This is a genomic window from Clostridium nitrophenolicum (genome assembly GCF_055391695.1).
This window is the reverse complement of sequence record NZ_AP042469.1, coordinates 4815015-4833509: the sequence shown is the minus strand read 5'-3', so window position 1 is coordinate 4833509 and position 18495 is coordinate 4815015. Positions and strand designations below refer to the sequence as shown.

21 protein-coding genes, 1 other RNA gene and 1 riboswitch are annotated in these 18495 nt (G+C 31.5%); of the genes, 19 read left to right on the top strand and 3 right to left on the bottom strand.

The genetic code is table 11. The annotated features are described in order from the left end of the window. Positions 1-87 precede the first annotated feature (87 nt). The 11 genes from secD (at position 88) to ssrS (ending at position 12500) form a co-directional block, all read left to right on the top strand. Positions 88-1368, top strand: a complete 1281-nt coding sequence (secD, locus tag ACZ5N4_RS22925) for a protein translocase subunit SecD (protein ID WP_464204795.1) — start codon at positions 88-90, stop codon at positions 1366-1368. Position 1369: 1 nt separating this feature from the next. Continuing rightward, positions 1370-2248 carry a protein translocase subunit SecF gene (gene secF, locus ACZ5N4_RS22920; protein ID WP_464204794.1) on the top strand — a complete coding sequence of 293 codons (879 nt, stop codon included), beginning with the start codon at positions 1370-1372 and terminating at the stop codon, positions 2246-2248. Between the two features lie 164 nt (positions 2249-2412). Then, on the top strand, positions 2413-3285 hold the full coding sequence (locus tag ACZ5N4_RS22915; protein ID WP_464204793.1) for a DHH family phosphoesterase: 873 nt from the start codon (positions 2413-2415) through the stop codon (positions 3283-3285). Between the two features lie 86 nt (positions 3286-3371). Beyond that, positions 3372-3914, top strand: coding sequence for an adenine phosphoribosyltransferase (locus ACZ5N4_RS22910; RefSeq protein WP_464204792.1), 543 nt, complete (start codon positions 3372-3374; stop codon positions 3912-3914). A 112-nt stretch (positions 3915-4026) separates the two neighbouring features. Beyond that, entirely contained in the window at positions 4027-6207 is a 2181-nt protein-coding gene (locus ACZ5N4_RS22905) for a RelA/SpoT family protein (protein WP_464204791.1), read from the top strand. Positions 6208-6236: 29 nt separating this feature from the next. Then, complete coding sequence (dtd, locus tag ACZ5N4_RS22900) at positions 6237-6686, top strand: D-aminoacyl-tRNA deacylase (RefSeq protein WP_464204790.1); 450 nt, start codon at positions 6237-6239, stop codon at positions 6684-6686. A gap of 347 nt (positions 6687-7033) precedes the next feature. Beyond that, positions 7034-7633: an MBL fold metallo-hydrolase gene (locus ACZ5N4_RS22895; protein ID WP_464204789.1), complete on the top strand. Its 600-nt coding sequence runs from the start codon at positions 7034-7036 to the stop codon at positions 7631-7633. 69 nt (positions 7634-7702) lie between these two features. Beyond that, a complete protein-coding gene (locus tag ACZ5N4_RS22890) occupies positions 7703-9136 on the top strand; it encodes a coproporphyrinogen III oxidase (RefSeq protein WP_464204788.1) in 1434 nt (477 codons plus the stop codon). Between the two features lie 34 nt (positions 9137-9170). Then, positions 9171-10424 carry a histidine--tRNA ligase gene (gene hisS / locus ACZ5N4_RS22885; protein ID WP_464204787.1) on the top strand — a complete coding sequence of 418 codons (1254 nt, stop codon included), beginning with the start codon at positions 9171-9173 and terminating at the stop codon, positions 10422-10424. Positions 10425-10453: 29 nt separating this feature from the next. Beyond that, entirely contained in the window at positions 10454-12241 is a 1788-nt protein-coding gene (gene aspS, locus ACZ5N4_RS22880) for an aspartate--tRNA ligase (protein WP_464204786.1), read from the top strand. 76 nt (positions 12242-12317) lie between these two features. Further along, a non-coding RNA gene (gene ssrS, locus ACZ5N4_RS22875) (6S RNA) lies at positions 12318-12500 on the top strand. 433 nt (positions 12501-12933) lie between these two features. Here the strand turns inward: ssrS and ACZ5N4_RS22870 are convergent. The 3 genes from ACZ5N4_RS22870 to ACZ5N4_RS22860 all read right to left on the bottom strand — a co-directional run bounded on the left by ACZ5N4_RS22870 (position 12934) and on the right by ACZ5N4_RS22860 (position 15448). Further along, entirely contained in the window at positions 12934-13593 is a 660-nt protein-coding gene (locus ACZ5N4_RS22870; RefSeq protein WP_464204785.1) for a DUF6483 family protein, read from the bottom strand. Positions 13594-13907: 314 nt separating this feature from the next. After that, the gene (locus ACZ5N4_RS22865) at positions 13908-14120 is read right to left on the bottom strand and encodes a hypothetical protein (RefSeq protein ID WP_464211087.1); all 213 of its coding nucleotides are present in this window, start codon (positions 14118-14120) and stop codon (positions 13908-13910) included. Beyond that, a riboswitch (ZMP/ZTP riboswitch) is annotated at positions 14097-14179 on the bottom strand. (Overlaps the previous gene by 24 nt.) A 183-nt stretch (positions 14180-14362) precedes the next feature. Beyond that, complete coding sequence (locus tag ACZ5N4_RS22860) at positions 14363-15448, bottom strand: putative NPN-dependent ornithine cyclodeaminase (RefSeq protein ID WP_464204784.1); 1086 nt, start codon at positions 15446-15448, stop codon at positions 14363-14365. Between the two features lie 231 nt (positions 15449-15679). Here ACZ5N4_RS22860 and ACZ5N4_RS22855 point away from each other — a divergent pair, with 231 nt between their 5' ends. From ACZ5N4_RS22855 to ACZ5N4_RS22820, 8 genes are all read left to right on the top strand, one after another. Next, a complete protein-coding gene (locus ACZ5N4_RS22855; protein WP_464204783.1) occupies positions 15680-15841 on the top strand; it encodes a CPC_1213 family protein in 162 nt (53 codons plus the stop codon). A gap of 58 nt (positions 15842-15899) precedes the next feature. After that, a complete protein-coding gene (locus tag ACZ5N4_RS22850) occupies positions 15900-16034 on the top strand; it encodes a hypothetical protein (RefSeq protein WP_464204782.1) in 135 nt (44 codons plus the stop codon). Between the two features lie 40 nt (positions 16035-16074). Next, positions 16075-16275 carry an H-type small acid-soluble spore protein gene (locus ACZ5N4_RS22845; RefSeq protein ID WP_464204781.1) on the top strand — a complete coding sequence of 67 codons (201 nt, stop codon included), beginning with the start codon at positions 16075-16077 and terminating at the stop codon, positions 16273-16275. A 12-nt stretch (positions 16276-16287) separates the two neighbouring features. Then, positions 16288-16446: a hypothetical protein gene (locus ACZ5N4_RS22840; RefSeq protein WP_464204780.1), complete on the top strand. Its 159-nt coding sequence runs from the start codon at positions 16288-16290 to the stop codon at positions 16444-16446. A gap of 14 nt (positions 16447-16460) precedes the next feature. Continuing rightward, complete coding sequence (locus ACZ5N4_RS22835) at positions 16461-16604, top strand: hypothetical protein (RefSeq protein WP_464204779.1); 144 nt, start codon at positions 16461-16463, stop codon at positions 16602-16604. Between the two features lie 243 nt (positions 16605-16847). Further along, positions 16848-17630: an NUDIX domain-containing protein gene (locus ACZ5N4_RS22830; protein ID WP_464204778.1), complete on the top strand. Its 783-nt coding sequence runs from the start codon at positions 16848-16850 to the stop codon at positions 17628-17630. 65 nt (positions 17631-17695) lie between these two features. Beyond that, positions 17696-18259 carry an MEDS domain-containing protein gene (locus ACZ5N4_RS22825; protein WP_464204777.1) on the top strand — a complete coding sequence of 188 codons (564 nt, stop codon included), beginning with the start codon at positions 17696-17698 and terminating at the stop codon, positions 18257-18259. A 92-nt stretch (positions 18260-18351) separates the two neighbouring features. Then, the gene (locus tag ACZ5N4_RS22820) at positions 18352-18486 is read left to right on the top strand and encodes a hypothetical protein (protein WP_464204776.1); all 135 of its coding nucleotides are present in this window, start codon (positions 18352-18354) and stop codon (positions 18484-18486) included. The last annotated feature ends 9 nt before the right edge of the window (positions 18487-18495 follow it).

Sequence of the window (18495 nt, the reverse complement as noted above, 5' to 3'; positions counted from 1 at the left end):
TTGACTGGTTTGTTTATAAGTAATATAATGGCTAATGTAAATACATGTAAAAAAGGAATATCCCATTATTAACAAAGGAGGATAAAAATGAGAAATAGAGGAAAAAGTTCAGCAGGAAGAAGTACCGCTTTGTTTTTCCTATGTATACTTGTAATAGGCTTTTTAGCTTACTCAGGTGCATACGGTGTTACAATAGGAGATTATAGGCTTAAGTCTTTTAATGAAGTTATAAATAAAGGACTAGATCTTCAAGGAGGAGTTTCTGTCTTAGAAGAAATTCAGGCTGACAAAGTTGATGAAGATACTATAAATAGAACTGTAGAGCTTTTATCAATGAGAGTTAACAAGTTAGGGGTAAGTGAAACTGTCGTTACAAGAGAAGGACAAAAAAGAATAAGAATAGAAATACCAGGAAAATTTGATGCTAAAGAAGTAGTAGATGGTATTGCTAAAACTGGTGAATTAAAATTTGTAGGTCCTGATAAGCAGGTCATTCTTACTGGTAAAGATGTTAAAAAGGCTTCAGCATATATAGGTTCGGATAGCCAAGCTAAAGTTGGTCTTGAGCTTAATGATACAGGAAAAAAGAAATTTGCTGATGCTACACAAAAGTTTATGGGTCAAACTATAGCAATCACTATGGATGATCAGGAACTTACAGCTCCAAGAGTTGATGCACATATAACTGATGGTAAAGCTGAAATTTCCGGTAGTAAAAGCCTTGATGAAGCAAAGAAAGAGGCTAATATAATTAATTCAGGAGCACTACCTGTTCCAATTAAAAATGTACAAAGTAAAGTAATAGGTGCATCCTTAGGTGCTAATGCTCTTCCGTTAAGTGTATTGGCTGGTGAAATTGGTATAGGATTAGTAATGCTATTTATGATTTTATATTATAGAGTTCCAGGAATTATTGCTAGTATAGCATTAACATTATATATATACTTAGTACTTTTTGCTTTTGCTAGTGTAAATGTTACTTTAACATTGGCAGGTATCGCTGGATTCCTTCTTACAGTAGGTATGGCGGTTGATGCTAATATACTTATATTTGAGAGAACAAAAGAAGAACTTAAAAGTGGAAAGTCTATTAAAGCTTCTATAGATTCAGGATTCCATAGAGCTATGACATCAATACTTGACTCTAATATAACTTCTATTCTTACAGGTTTAGTACTTTACAGTGTTGGTTCAGGTTCTGTAAAAGGATTTGCGCTTACACTAATAATAGGTGTTGCGTTAAGTATGTTTACAGCTATAACAGTAACGAGAACATTAATGAATTTGGTAGCAGATATGGGTTGGTTTAAGAAAGAATGGACAATAGGAACCTTTGGAGTACATGACTTTAGAAGGGGGGTAAAATAATATGCTTAAAATCATAGAAAAAACAAAAATATGGTTTTCAATATCCCTCATAGTAATTCTAATAGGTGTGTTTACCATGGTCACAAAAGGCTTAGAATATGGTCTAGACTTCAAAGGCGGTACTGTGGTGGAAATAAGTGTTGGAAAAGATTTCAATAAATCAGATATAGACAGCATAACTAAAAAGTATGCCTCTGATATTCAATCCAATAAAGTCAACAATACATCAATAGAAATAAAAAGTGCTACTTTAACCAGTGATGATGTTAGCAATATATTAAAAGATGTAAAAGCTAAATATAAAGATAGCAGTCTTATAAATCAAGAACAAATAGGAGCTGCTATAGGAAAAGAAGCTAGAGTTAAAGCACTGCAAGCAGTGGCAGTTGCTATCGTGTTTATATTTATATATATAGGATTTAGATTTGAAATTAAGTTTGGTGCGGCAGCGATTATTTCTCTTATTCATAATGTACTTGTAATGTTGTCTGTTTATGCTGTACTTAGAGTACCTATAGATTCAAGCTTTATAGCAGCAGCACTTACAGTTATTGGTTTCTCGGTGCATGATACTATAGTTGTTTTTGATAGAATAAGGGAAAATGAAAAGAGTATGAGAAGAGTAGATGCTACAATAGTTGCAAATGCTAGTTTAACTCAGACTCTGGCAAGGTCTATAAATACAGTATTAACAGTTGTAATAACATTAACATCTGTGTATATATTAGTACCTTCCGTAAGAAACTTTTCAGAGCCTATTTTGATTGGTATCATTACAGGTTGTTATTCATCTTTGTGTATAGCTACACCTTTCTGGGTAATACTAAAGAAACGTTTTGCTAAGAAGAGAAAGGTTGGAGAATTAAAGCCTACAAATTAAAAAATGTATTTAAAGTATTATTTTGTTATCATAAACTGGAAAGATCTAGAGTATAAAATGCTCTAGATCTTTTTACCGTTAATATTCTATTTACAAAGTAATTGTAAAAAACGACAATATCATATATAATATATATGCTTTCGATAATTTTGGAGGATTATATGATGGAGAGACACGAAAGAAATATATATTATTCTAGGGTTTTTGGCAGACGTGATCCGTTCCTTTTAAAAGGGATGGGAGAATCCCTAAAAAGAATAATAAAAGCAGTAAACGAAAGAGAAAAAATTGTAATTTATGGTTACTATGATCTAGATTGCATAACGTCTGTATCCTTATTACTGCTTGTTCTAAAATATTTAAATGCAGATGTTGAATATTTTATTTCAGATGACATGGACGAAGACTTTAGTATAAATTCTGATATTATAAAAAATCACATAAATTTTTTAGGGGCAAGTTTAATAATTACTGTAGGATGCGGTATTAATTCAGTAGATGAAGTAGAATTGTGTAAAGAATTAGGAATAGATGTTATTATAACAGATTATCATAAATGTAAAGGTGCTTTACCTGAGACTGTTGTAATCAATCCCAATCAAAAAGGATGTAGGTATCCTTTTAAAGATTTAACTGCAGTTGGAATTGCTTTTAAGCTTGCACAAGCAGTATCTATGTACTATCAAATGAAATGTATCAATAAATATCTGGATTTAGTTATGTTAGGGACTCTTTCGAAATGTGCTTCAGTAAAAGGTGAAAATAAGATAATGGTTAGTCAAGGGATGTATCACTTAAACTATACAAATAATTATGGGTTTAAAGCTTTAATAAAGATATATAACGTTGCTAACATAAACAAAGAAAACCTCTATATGTTAGCACATAGCATAATACCTTCAATGAAAAATAGAAGATATGTGGACAATGCTAGAATAGCAATAGAGCTTTTTACCACTGCCAATATGGATAGGGCTGAACAAATAGCTAAATACTTAAAAAATGAAATAAGAGGAAATGAACTATTCATTCTATAGGAAAGCATTTTAAAAACTTGAATACATGTCAATAATTAATATATAAATTAGAAAGTGTTTTTGTTAATATTTTCAAAATTGTGTATATGCTATTTAGAGGGGGAATACAAGTGGATTTAAAGGAAAAAATAAGAGTTATAGAAGGATTTCCAAAGGAAGGCATAAGCTTTAAAGATGTGACTACAATATTACAGGATGGTAATGCATATAAATATACAATAGACAAAATAGCAGAACATTTAAAGGATAAAAACATAGATGTTGTTATTGGTCCTGAAGCTAGAGGATTTTTATTTGGAGCGCCAGTAGCTTATGCTCTAGGTGTAGGTTTTATACCGGTAAGAAAGAAAGGAAAGCTTCCTTATGATACTATAAGCATGAGTTACGATTTAGAGTATGGCAGCGATGAACTGGAAATACATAAGGATGCAATAAAACCAGGACAGAGAGTTGCAATAGTAGACGATCTGTTGGCTACTGGAGGAACTATATCTTCCGTTGCAAAACTTGTAGAACAAGTTAGAGGAGAGGTTGTATCTATAGATTTCGTAATGGAGTTAACAGAGTTAAATGGAAGAGAAAAATTAAAAAAATACGATATAAAATCTCTAGTTCAATATGAAATTTAAGTGTATCAAATTTAAAATTGCAAGTTTCTACAGTATATAATATAATATTAATAAAAAATAATGGCTGGTTTTGTTAACCAGCCATTGATTTTAATTTTAAGGGAGTAGTAATATGCTGGTAAAATTGATAGAAAAAATTGATAAGAATTGTAGTAATATAGATAAAGATATGGTAAAAAAAGCATATAATCTTGCCTATGATGCACATAAGGATCAAAGACGTGAATCAGGCGAGCCATATATAATGCATCCAGTAGAAGTAGCAGGCATATTGGCAGATATGGGCATGGATACCAGCACTATTACAGCAGGACTGCTGCATGATGTAATAGAAGATACAAATTATACTCACGAAGAAATAAGTAAAGAGTTTAGCGAGGAAGTTGCAAATCTTGTGGAAGGTGTAACTAAACTCGGAAAAATAAAATACAAAACAAAAGAAGAGCAGCAGGCGGATAACGTAAGAAAGATGCTGCTTGCTATGGCTAAGGATATTAGAGTAATACTAATCAAGTTAGCAGATAGACTTCACAATATGAGAACCTTAAAATACATGCCTGTGGAAAAGCAAAAAGAGAAGGCAAAGGAAACTTTTGATATTTATGCTCCACTTGCGCACAGATTGGGTATGTTTAAGATAAAGTGGGAATTAGAAGATTTGGCTTTTAGATATATGAATCCGAATGAATACTACTTTATAGTAAGAAAAATAGCTGAAAAAAGAGTTGAAAGAGAAGACTATATACAGTTAGTATTAAATCAGCTTAGAGAAAGTCTTGATAAGTCAGGGATACCATCAGATATAGATGGAAGGCCAAAGCATTTTTACAGCATATACAGAAAAATGGTCAAGAAAAATAGAACTATAGATCAAATATTTGATCTAACTGCATTTAGAATACTTGTTGATACAGTTAAGGATTGCTATGCAGTTCTAGGAATAGTTCATACTATATATAAGCCTATACCGGGAAGATTTAAAGACTATATCGCTATGCCTAAGCCTAATATGTACCAGTCTCTTCACTCAACAGTAATAGGGCCGCAGGGCAAACCTTTTGAGATACAGATTAGAACTTTTGAAATGCATAAGACAGCAGAATATGGTATAGCAGCCCATTGGAAATATAAAGAAGGCGTTGAAAATGCTGAAGATATAGATAAGAAACTTACATGGCTTAGAGAAATTCTTGAATGGCAAGGAGAAACCTCTGATGCAGAAGAATTTATGGAAGGCTTTAAAATTGATTTATTTTCAGATGAGGTATTTGTATTTACACCTAAAGGTAGTGTAATAAATTTACCTAATGATGCTACGCCTATAGACTTTGCATATAAGATTCATACTGATATTGGAAACAGATGCGTTGGTGCAAAGGTAAATGGAAAGATGGTTCCGCTGGAATATCACCTTAAAACGGGAGAGATTGTTGAAATACTTGCATCCAGCACTCCAAAGGGGCCTAGTATAGATTGGTTGAGTCTTGTTAAAAGCAATCAGGCCAAAAGTAAAATAAGAGCATGGTTTAAAAGAGCAAAGAGAGAAGAAAATATTGAAAAGGGTAAGGATCTTTTAGAAAGAGAAACTAAAAAGCAGGGATGCAACTTTGGAGAATTTGCCAAAGGTGAAATTTTAGATAACATATTAAAAAAATACAACATGAATTCTATAGATGATTTATATGCAGCCGTTGGAATAGGAGCTGTTGTTTCATCTACTGTAGTTGGAAAACTAAAGGAGCTTTATTCAAAGTCTGCTAAGCCTGATGTTAATGAATGGAGAGTTATACAAGAGCAGCTGAATAGAAACAATAAGCAACATAATAATAAATCAAAAGTTAAAGCACCAGGTATAATTGTCAAAGGTGAGACAAATGTACTTGTAAGGTTTGCAAAATGCTGCAATCCAGTACCGGGAGATGAGATTGTTGGCTATATAACAAAAGGTAGGGGAGTATCAATCCATAGAGAAGACTGTAAAAATATTGATTACTTATTAAAAAATGAAGACAATAAACTTGTTGAAGTAAGCTGGGGTAGGCCAAAGGGTGCTGAATATGTAGCGGAAATACAGATTAAGGCTGAAGATAGAGAAGGCCTGCTAGCTGAGTCAATGGAAATAATAAGTGGTAGTAAAACATCACTTTATGCGGTAAATGCTAAACCTGCTAAAAATGGGATAGCTCTAATAAATATTAAATTAAAAATAATTGCTATTGAAGACCTCAAGGATGTAATGAAAAAGATAAAAAGACTTAAAGGGGTTCTTGATGTTTATAGAACAAAAAATTAATATGTGAAAGGCTTATAAGGGGTGATTATATGCGCGCAGTAGTGCAGAGAGCTAAATACTCTAAAGTGGAAGTAAATGGGGAGAAAATTGGAGAAATACAAAAAGGATTAAATGTTTTGCTTGGTATATCTAAAGAAGATACCGCTGAAGACATAAGTTACATGAAAGATAAAATATTAAATTTAAGAATATTCGAAGATGAAGATGGAAAACTTAATAAGTCACTTATGGATATATCTGGTGAATTACTAGTAGTTTCACAGTTTACTCTATATGGAGACTGCAGAAAAGGTCGCCGACCAAGCTTTATAGAAGCTTTAGGCGGTGATGATGCAGAAAAAATGTATGAAGAATTTGTAAGACAGTGCAAGCAGGAAGTTTCCAAGGTAGAAACAGGGAAGTTTGGCGCTGATATGAAAGTGACAATAGAAAATGATGGTCCTGTTACTATTATGATAGATAGTAAGAAAAACTTTTAAGCAGGCATCCAAAATCTTAAGCAGATATCCCAAATCTTAAGTAGGCATCCAAAATCTATGATTTTGAGATGATCACTTACACAGAGTGCTGATTTGGAGATAGTCGCTTACACAGAGTGCTGATTTTGTGATGATCGCTTAAGCAGAGAACTCAAATCTTTGATATGAAGTGAATCGCTTACTCAGCGAGTACTCATTCGACGAAAGGAGAAGGAGTTTCATTTAATTATTGTATAGCAATAAGGCATGTGAAAATAAATAAAAACCGGTATGGTAGTCTATTTGACTTGATATTTATTTTCATGTGCCTAAGATTAGGTTGTCAGTAATTTCAGGAGGGGAATGTTATGAAAATAAAAAGAATTCCTGCGGGAGTTTATGCGGCTAATTGTTTTATACTAATGGATGAGGATACAAAGGAAACAGCAGTAATTGATCCAGGTGGAGACTCCGAGGATCTAATAAAAGCTGTCAATGAAATGGATGCAAAAGTAAAATATATATTGTTAACTCATGGTCATACAGATCATACTGGAGCAGCAGTTCAGCTACAAGAAGAGTATAATGTACCTATTTATATTAGTGAAAAAGATTATAGAATGATGGAAAATGGTGAATATATCTATGGTGATGTCATTGGGAAAGTAGATAAGTTTTTAAATGAAGGTGATACTTTCAAAATAGGAAGCATTGAAATTAAATGTATTCACACACCAGGTCATACACCAGGTGGAATTTGTTTTATGGTAGAGGATGTTGTATTTACAGGTGATACATTGTTTGCAGGGTCTATAGGAAGAACAGATCTTGCAGGAGGAGACTTTGATGCAATTATAAGCAATATAAAAAATAAGCTTATGATATTACCAGATAATATTACAGTATTTCCAGGGCATGGACCACAAAGCAGTATAGGAAGAGAAAGAGTTCATAACCCATTTTTGTAAAATGTACGTTAAGAATGGAGAGTATTCTCCATTTTTAATTTAAAAGGAGGCTTAAATAAATAAGCAGCAATGAAAATTAGTATAAAATTAAATAATATGAACTATAGATATGATGTATACCTGATGGTTAACATATTCTATGCCTCTGTAGATGTAGAATTTGTTGATGATAATTGGGATTTTTATATTGATGTTAATGAAGAAAGTGTTATTGTAAAAGATAAAGAAGAACTACATAGAGAATATTTTTTTGAAAGTGATTTAACACATAAAGAAAATATTAAAAAATTTATATTTAAATATTTTTCAGAGAGAAGCGGCAAGATTATGCCATGGGGAACATTAGTGGGAATCAGGCCAAGCAAGATAGCCTTATCTTTAATAAATGAAGGAAAAGATGATGAATATATCGTAGGCTATTTTGATAAACACTTTTATACTAGAAGAGATAAAGTAGAATTATGCATAAAGATTGCAAAGGTTGAAAAAGAATTAGTAAATGAAAATACTAATAAAATTAGTGTCTATGTTGGTATGCCTTTTTGCCCTACAAGATGTTTATACTGCTCATTTACATCTAACCCAATTGAAGGTTGTAAAAGTATTGTTGAGCCTTATTTAAAAGGTTTGTATTTTGAGATAGAAAAAACTGCAAGATACATAAAAGAAAAAAAGTTAGATATTGAATGTGTTTATTTTGGAGGGGGAACTCCTACAGCGGTAAATGATGAACAATTTGAAAAAATTATGGCACATATATATAATAGTTTTGTAAGAGAAAATAAAATTCAAGAGTTTACAGTGGAATGTGGTAGACCGGATAGTATAACTCTAAGCAAATTGGAAAGCATGAAAAAATATAAGGTAGATAGAATAAGTATAAATCCACAAACAATGAATGATGATACATTAAAGTTGATTGGTAGAAGACATAGTGTAGATGAGGTAATTGACAAATTTAATTTGGCAAGGCAATGTGGATTAGACAACATAAATATGGACATAATCGTAGGACTTCCAGGAGAAGATTTAAGTCATATAAGAAAAACCTGCGATAAAATTTTTGATCTTACACCAGATAGTATTACTGTTCATGGTATGTCAGTAAAAAGAGGATCAAAGCTACATGAAAATATTATTAATAAGATGGATTTTCATGTGCCAGAGCAGGAAGAGCTTAATTTTATGTATGAGGAAACAGTAAATTTAGCTAAAAGATTGAATATAAATCCATACTACATGTATAGACAAAAGAACATGGTAGGTAATATGGAAAATGTAGGCTATTGTGAGTCTGGAAAAGAAGGTTTATATAATATTCAAATGATTGAAGAAAAACAGACCATCATAGCTTGCGGAGCTGATGCAGTAACTAAAGTCGTATTTTTAGATGAAAATAGAATAGAGAGACACGCTAATGTTAAAGATGTTAGAGAATATATAAATAGAGTAGAAGAAATGGTAGAAAAAAAACTAAATCTTTTGGATACTCTTTATAGATAATATCTTTAGCTGCAGAGACGGAGGAGGAGATAAGATGATTATACAGGCACCGAAGGGGACTAAAGATGTATTGCCTGGAGACTCATATAAGTGGCATTACCTAGAAGAAAAATTTAAAAACATTGCAGCATCCTATGGATATAGAGAAATTAGAACTCCAGTTTTTGAGTATACGGAGCTTTTTGAAAGGGGAGTAGGTGAAACTACAGATGTTGTTCAGAAAGAAATGTATACTTTTAATGATAAAGCTGATAGAAGTATAACACTTAAGCCGGAAGGAACGTCACCAGCGGTGAGAGCCTTTGTAGAAAGCAGCTTATATAACGAAGCACAACCAACGAAGCTTTATTATTTTACTCCAGTATTAAGATATGAGAATGTTCAAAAGGGAAGGCTTAGAGAACATCACCAATTTGGTATAGAGGTATTTGGTGCACAAGAGGCCTCAGCAGATGCAGAAGTTATAAGCCTTGCCATGAGAGTTTATAAGGAGCTAGGAGTAGAGGGACTAACCCTTAACATAAACAGCATAGGATGTCCGAATTGCAGAAAGAAGTACAATGATGCTTTGAAAGCCTTTCTTAAGGATAACTTACATAATCTTTGTAAGACTTGTGAAACAAGATTTGATAAAAACCCTATGAGAATACTTGATTGTAAAGTTGAAAATTGCAAGGAAATAGTAGAGGGTGCTCCAATTATCCTAGATTATTTGTGTGATGAATGTAATGAGCACTTTGAAAGTCTGCAAAAGTATCTAAAGGTATTAGGAATAGAGTTTAAAATAGACCCACATATAGTAAGAGGATTAGACTATTATAGTAAAACTGTATTTGAAATAATAGATAAGAACATTACTGTCTGTGGTGGTGGAAGGTACGACTATCTTATAGAAGAAGTAGGAGGTCCATCTATGCCTGCAATGGGATTTGGTATGGGAATAGAAAGAACTCTTCTAACCCTTGAAGAGCATGGAATTGAAATACCAAAAGATTCTTACATCGAACTATATGTAGGTGCAGTAGGCGTGGATGCTAAAATAGAAGCTTTAAGATTTGTTAATTCTTTAAGAGAAAAGGGCGTCAAATGTGAGTGTGACCACATGAACAGAAAAGTGAAGGCTGAAATGAAATATGCAAATAAAATAGAAGCTAAATTTTCTGTGATTCTCGGTGATGATGAATTACAATCAGGAATGGCAAAGTTTAAAAGAATGGTTGACGGTGAGCAAATTGAAGTAAACCTTAATGACTTAAATGCTATAGTAGAGCTTATAAATAACAACTAAAATCAATTATGAATTTGGAGGAATAAAAAATGGGAGAAGCATTAAGAGGACTTAAAAGAACGATTATGTGTGGACAATTAAGAGAATCCCATGTAGATAATCAATTTACTGTTATGGGATGGGTTCAAAGAAGAAGAAATCTTGGAGGACTTATATTTGTAGATTTAAGAGATAGAACAGGAATTCTTCAAGTAGTATTTGGAGAGGAAATAAACAAGGATGCTTTTGAAAAAGCTGATTCATTAAGATCAGAATACTGCATAGCTGTTACAGGAACTTTAGTTAAAAGAGAATCTCCAAACACAGAGATTCCTACAGGAATGGTTGAATTAAAGGGTGAGTCCATAAAGATATTATCAGAATCAGAAACACCACCTATATACATAAAAGAAGATCTAGATGCTGGTGAAAATGTTAGATTAAAATATAGATATTTAGATTTAAGAAGACCAGATATGCAGAGAATTCTTATGACAAGACATAAGGCAGCTAAAGTGGTAAGAGATTTCTTAGACGAGAATGGATTTTTAGAAATGGAAACTCCTATACTTACAAAGAGTACGCCAGAGGGAGCAAGAGACTATCTTGTGCCAAGTAGAAACTATCCAGGAATGTTTTATGCTCTTCCACAGTCTCCACAGCTATTTAAGCAGCTGTTAATGGTGTCAGGCTATGATAGATACTTCCAAATAGCAAAATGCTTTAGAGATGAAGATTTAAGAGCTAATAGACAACCAGAGTTTACTCAAATAGACATGGAGTTATCCTTTGTTGAACAAGATGATGTTATGGAATTGAATGAGAGACTAATTCAAAGAGTTTTTAAGGATATTCTAGGAGTAGAGGTTAAACTTCCAATAGAAAGAATGCCATATAAGATAGCTATGGAGAAGTATGGTTCAGATAAACCAGATTTGAGATTTGGAATGGAAATAAACGACATAACTGAAGCTGTGAAAGATGTAGACTTTAAAGTATTCCAGGATGCAATCGTAAATGGTGGATCAGTAAGAGCTATAAAGGCTGGAAACAGTGCAGGTATGGGAAGAAAGCAAATTGACAAGTTGGTTGAATTTGTAAAAACATATGGAGCTAAGGGATTAGCATGGATAGCTTATAAAGAAGATGAAATTAAGTCATCTATAAGTAAATTTTTAACAGAAGAGCAAGCTAAAAATATTTTAAATTCCATAGATGCTAAAGTTGGGGATTTAATATTAATAGTTGCAGATAAAAATAGTACAGTTTTCCAAAGTCTTGGTGCTTTAAGACTTCATATGGCAAAGGAACTAGGAATTCTTGAAAATAATAAAGAGTTTAGATTTGTATGGATAACAGAGTTCCCTCTTTTCTCATATAATGAAGAAGAAGGAAGATTCCAGGCGGAACATCATCCATTCACTATGCCAATAGATGAGGATATTCAATATTTAGATACTGATTTAGCAAGGGTAAGAGCTAAAGCTTATGATATAGTTTTAAATGGTGAGGAGCTTGGAGGAGGAAGTATCAGAATACATGATACAAAGCTTCAAGAAAAAATGTTTAATGTTATAGGTCATTCAAAAGAAGCGGCTCAAGAAAAGTTTGGATTCTTATTAGATGCATTTAAGTTTGGTCCACCACCACATGGCGGTCTTGCTTATGGTTTTGACAGAATGGTTATGTTCCTTGCTGGCACAGACAACATAAAGGATGTTATAGCATTCCCTAAGAACCAAAATGCATTCTGTCCTTTAACTGAAGCGCCTAATGTTGTAGATGAAGGACAATTAAAAGATCTAGGAATAGGCATAATAGAAGAAAAAAATGAATAGTTTAACTGAATGAATTGTAGATAAATTCTGAAAAATATGATATAATATTCTCAAAGGAAATATATAATTAATGTAAAAGTTCCTACCATGTGCGTAGAATGAGTTTATATTGACCCAACAATGTTGAAATGGGAATCGGACTCTTTTTGTGGAATGTGATGCTCAGGCAGTTTTCCCTGAGAACAAGAAGTAAAAAGGAGATGCCCACCTGCGAGAGCGGGTTCAAACATAGCTCAGGATACGGCGTGGTGGGGTTTTATTTTGTTTTTTTATGACCGGGGGAATATGTTATGAAAAAAGAATATTTATATATTATGTTATCAGCATTCATTTTGATAGGCTCGTTTATAACATTCAGAGGAAAACAACAAAAAGTAACTGAAGTATAGGGTTACTTGACCGAAAGTTAACTTATACGTCGGTATATGTTTCCAAGCTTCAGCACGTTAGAAACTTTTAGCCAATCTAAAGCTTAAGCAGATATCCCAAATCTTTGATTTGGTGATAATCGCTTACACAGAGTGCGTGTTTCAAGACAACCTAAGAACTTTCGAGAACTCGCTGTGCTCAAACAATTCTAAAGTTCTTAGGTTGTCTTAAAACCCTTCACTAAGACTGGCACAAAGTTTTTAAATCTACTTCAGCTTTGGAGACATATCCCTATGTATAAGTTAACTTTCTAGTGAATTTCACTATAGCTTTCTTTTTAGCTGTTGTAAAGAGTCGTTTATTTCTTCTCTAGGAAGGTTGCTATTATCTAAAGATTCATCGTCTTTTGTAAGTAAAAGCTCATAAAAAGCAATTCCTTTTTTTATAGAATCTTCATCAAAATTATTGTGTTTAAGAATATCATAAAGCATATCTTCTGCTTTATCATACTTATCAATTTTAATATAATAATCTAATATTTTATTTTCAAGTGAAATTGGTAATTTATAATCTGATATCTTTTCTATTATTAAATCTATATCTGAAAAGTAGCTTTGAAGATCACAATTGTTATCCTTATTTATGTATGCTTCTAATAATAAATTTAAAGCTTTTAAATCTAAATAAAAGGCTTCATTATGGTTACCTTGAGATTCATAGATTTCTCCCTCTTCCTCCAAAAGTTTTGCCATCATTATACACTTATCTGCATTTAATGTTCCATCAGTTTTAATCATATCCATTAAGTTTTCGTCTGAAAAAGAACTGAAAAACTTAGAACTAAGTCTGAATATTTCCTTAAAAGTGTCATCAATTACGGAAAGTGCTTCTTCATTCTTATCATTATTTTTATACTCTAATATTTTTTCCAAGGCTTTAGTAAACTTCTTAACCAGTTCAGATGTAAGACTTGATTTTAACATATTGAATCCTCCTTTTAGTCGGAACACTGGGTAATTTTGCTTGTTTCCCTTCGGGTACTGGGTAACTTAATATTTTCGCTTCCGCTCACAAGTTACCCGTAAAAGTTCATTTAGAACTTTTACCTAGCAAAATTACCCATTAAAGTCCATTTAGGACTTTAACATCCCAAAGTTGCATTTTATATCACTATTATTATATATCAAGTGGATAATAATTCATATAAGCAGACATCCAATTATTAAAATTAAAAATACACCCTTAAACAAAGTAGCTTAAGGATGTATTTTTAGGTTTTAGGTTTTATTAGGTTAAATTAAACTTTCCGGAAGGGGATTGGAAAGTTTAATTTTTGGGCTAAATTTTTTTCGTGGAAAGTTCTGCTTATAACTTCTTTTTGTTGTTCTTTAGTTAATCTATTGAAGTGAACAGCATATTCTGAAACTCTTATTAAAAATAGTTTACTAGTAGTATAGAAGGCATCAAAAAGCGTAATACCACCTGGACATTTTGCCCAGGCAGTCGGCATTTTTTTACAAATCACACTCCCCATGGTAAACTCCACTTCCGCCAGTAATGTGACTAATTATAAAGATAATATAAATACTAAATATTGCAACTTAAGTTAAAAATTTTTTGACTTTTTTTAATTATATTATAATAGTAACCAATAATTTAATTTATGTCAATTACTAAATCTAAAAAATTCAATTTAAACAAAAAATAGATTTTAGAGTTAAATATTTCAATTGCTCTAAAATCTATTTTTCTTTAAACTAAATTATTAGCTATATTAACGAGGAAATCTTGAACATTGGTAACAACTGAAGTTACTTCCAAACTTCCTCTATCTCTAAGTTTATTTACTCCAAATTCTGATATATCTACAGTATATATATAAACTGGTCTTATTTTGCCATTTTCAACTTTATACATTGGTGTCATATTTCCTGTAGCTATAGTGTGAAGTTGTGTTGCAAGACAGATAACAGTGGTAGCCTTTTTACAGTGAATCCTCATGGCATCTTGGGCATCATAAACATTTGCAATGACAGGAGGCAAAGGCCCATCATCCCTTATTGAGCCAGCTAATACCAGAGGAATATTGTTTTTTATACAGGTATAAACTACTCCATCTGTAATATTTTCACTTTCAACGAATTTTTCTAATGAACCTGCACGTCTAGCTCTATTAATAATATCGATATGATTATAATGACCATTGAAAACTGAATATTGTGTATAGATGTCCTGGCCCAAAGCAGTTTTTAATACTGAACCTTCTAAATCGTGTGTTGCCAATGCATTTCCTGCAAAAATGGCGTCAACATAACCATTATCTATTAATTGAGACATAGCATTTTTTGAATCATGGTCAAATATAACTGCAGGTCCTAAAACCCATAATATGTATCCGTTATCCTTTTCATATTTTAATAGTTCATACAAACTATCATAATCCTTTGAATATGAACTCTCTCTTGTTCTGCCAGATCTAAATGCAAAAGACTGTTCTTCGGCTGAATCATGTTTAAAACCATCAACATATACAAATATTCCATCTTCAGCATTTTCTCTTCTACCTATAACAACATTGTCTCCAACATTTAAATTCCTAAATTCTTTAATATCTAATTTTTTATTTTCGTTAACAACTACAACACAATCCATGCGGCTCTCAGAAGCAAGAATCCACTCTTCATCTATCTTAAAGTATTCAGGATATATTGATGTTGCGTGATAGTTATCAGGAGCTATTCCTTTTAATGTAACTCTTTCAGTTTTAACGTTAGGAGCTGATATAAAAGGTTCTTTTGCAAAATTTGGTGAATGATATTCAGGTAATTTAAAGCTCATAAAAGTACCTCCATATAAAAAATTTAAGTGTTTAACTTATTTAATATAGTATCTAGTAGATAAAATTTTATCAAAGTACTGTTTAGTAGTAAATATAAAATATATAAAATATATAAAATGTTAATACATATGACCAATATAATTATATTCTTTAACTATACTTGAAGGTTTATTCTTTAAGCATAAAAACAACCATAGAGGAAAAGCTAGTACTAGAAAGGAGAGATGTGTATGCAAAACAAAATGAAGTACACAAATAATAATAAAAAAGAAGATGGAAGATTTAGAAAAAAACATATAGATCACAGTCCACAAGATGAAAGTTCAAGAGCAAAGTTTGGCACACAATCGGAAAAACATTTGGACTCATTAGTAAGATTAGATGAAGAGTAGTAATTTATTATACAGAAATATAATTTTTATATAAATAATGAGTAAAAGGAGAGTTTTTATGGAAAATAGAAACAAGCAACCTAAAAAGTGGTCAGATGACCCTAATAGTGCGAAATATCATTCAAGAAGTGCAAAATATAAGGCAGAGCATAAAAATGGGAAAAATACTAAGGAAAATTGGAGTGCAGATTAAACTGTTTGGATATATTTGCAAAAGGTGGAGGTAATTTATTATGGATATAGAAAGAGTTAAAGAAATAATGAGCTCACCGGAGAATATAGAAGTACTGTATAATCGTCATTCAGTATGGCTTGATGGTGTAGATGATAAAACCGGGAGAGTTAAGATTAGAATTTTGGATATGCGAGAAAACGTTTATGTTCCAGTAGATGATTTGGTAGATACAAGGAAAATAATTAATATAGATAGATAGAGGTGTTTATTTATGGGAAGATGGAGAAATAAAGGGCATCATGAAGAAGCAATGGAAACAGCTAAAGATTTGCTTGACAAAGGAATGGGCATGGGAGAAATAAAAGAAATAACTGAGCTTAATGAACAGGATGTAATAAAGGCTAAGGATAAAATGAATGGTAACAGATAAAAGGAGGTCTAGCTATGAGTGATAAAGTAGATAACCTAAAGGAGAGAGCTAGAGAGATGCTTTTAGATGGAGAGACTGGAGATAAAATTAGAGAGGAAACACATCTAAGAGAAAAGGATATAAAAAGAGTACAGAAGGATATAACAAAACACTTTTAAATTATAATTAAAGGCTGATGAACTATAAATTCATTAGCCTTTAATTTATATAGGGTTACTTGGTCGAAAGTTAACTTTCTAGTTGATTTACCGGCAAATAGTTTAAGTTTAACACTTTTTATTAATATAGAGCTTAGAATCCTATTTATGTAAATTTATGATATAAACCTTGAAGAATATTGTATAATAAATATAACAGAATAGTTTCGAGTTATAGAATAAGCTTACGAGGCGGTGAATGAAATGCTTAAAAGAGATACAAGAGTTCAAATTTTTATTGTAGAAAATGGAAAGTATATTTTACTAAAGCATCATGATATAAAAAGAGATTTATACTTTTGGGGAGTTCCTGGAGGGGGAAGGGAGCTTGGTGAAACTGATGAAGAAGCTGCAATAAGAGAGGCATATGAAGAAACTGGATTAAAGGTTAAACTCTTACCTATAAAAATAGAAGGGGTGCCTCAAATAAAAACTTCTATGTATAACCGAGTAGTGACTTTTTTAGCATATCCTACTGAGGGAAAGGCTAAGCTTGGATATGAACCAGAACCAGAGCTAAAACAATATTATAGATTAGTGGATATTAAGTGGAAAGATTTTTATGATGATAGTGATTTAGAGAGAATAACTTATAATGATATAGCTCCATTAAGAAATATTATGAATTCGGATAAGTTTATTAAAAAAAAGGAATTTTTTATATGCAAAATAGCAAACAAAACTAAGTATTGTTTATTATTTTATAACGAAAAAAATCAACAATTTAAGTTACCTTCTCAAAAAAATCAATTTATATCGAAATATACTAAAAATCTTAACAACAAATTAGCAAATGATATAGGGTTTTTTTTAAGTGAAAGCAATGGAATTTTATATAAAACAGATGTAATTTACATTGAGATATCTGATGATTATAATGTTGATGTAGAATGCGGAGGAAAATGGTTTAAATGTGATGAATTACCTCAAGTAAATCTAGATAGAACTTGTCAAAATATTATAGAAAAAGTAAATAAAAGTGTATAAACTATAGTTAAGTTTTAGAAGGAATATATGTATAAATTGTAGAATATATTTGTTAAAACTATATTATGAAAAGGATAACTATTATGGGTAATTATGGGGTGTACGGAGTGCATTGTGTTTTATATTACTGTGGAATAGAACATATGCTTGTCAATATTTACGATTATGTAAATAAGGGAAGTGAAGAGAAACAATTAGTATATTTACATGTAGAACCAGAGTTGCATAAAGTTATTTCCGAAAGCTTATATAAAGAAGGTTTTCAGATAGAAACTTTTAATATCCCACATTTAATGCAAATTTATCATAATGAAGGAATAAAATGTTTAGCTGATTATTTTCTTGATTGTGAAAGAAAGGCGAAAGATAAAGGTTATTTAGGCATAAGAATCGTTAATCAAGTAAGTTATTTATTAAAAAAAGTATCAAATGAAGATTTTTTAGATTTCGAAAAGGTGTTAACTGAGGCTGTTGAAGGGAAGAATATCTCTATAATGTGTGCTTACGATTTTGATGATTATATTAATAAAAAGAAATTTATCAATGATACTTTACTAGAACAATCTTTCGATAATCATAATTACAGGTTCTATAAGTTTAAATTAATGAAAAATACCAGATGCATATAAAAGTTACATGCATCTGGTATTTATGCTTTAATTATAAAAGCATAAAACACTTTGCTTTGGAAAAAATAAATTTGGGAGTGAGGTGTTTTTTTATGAGTGCTAAAGGTAAATTGACAAATAAGCAAGCTGCAGCCATAGGATTAGATACAATGGATAATGGTCAAAATAGACACGAAAAAGATAGAGTAGAAAAACAAAAGAAAAATGATAATGTAAAACCACATTAGTTTACGTTT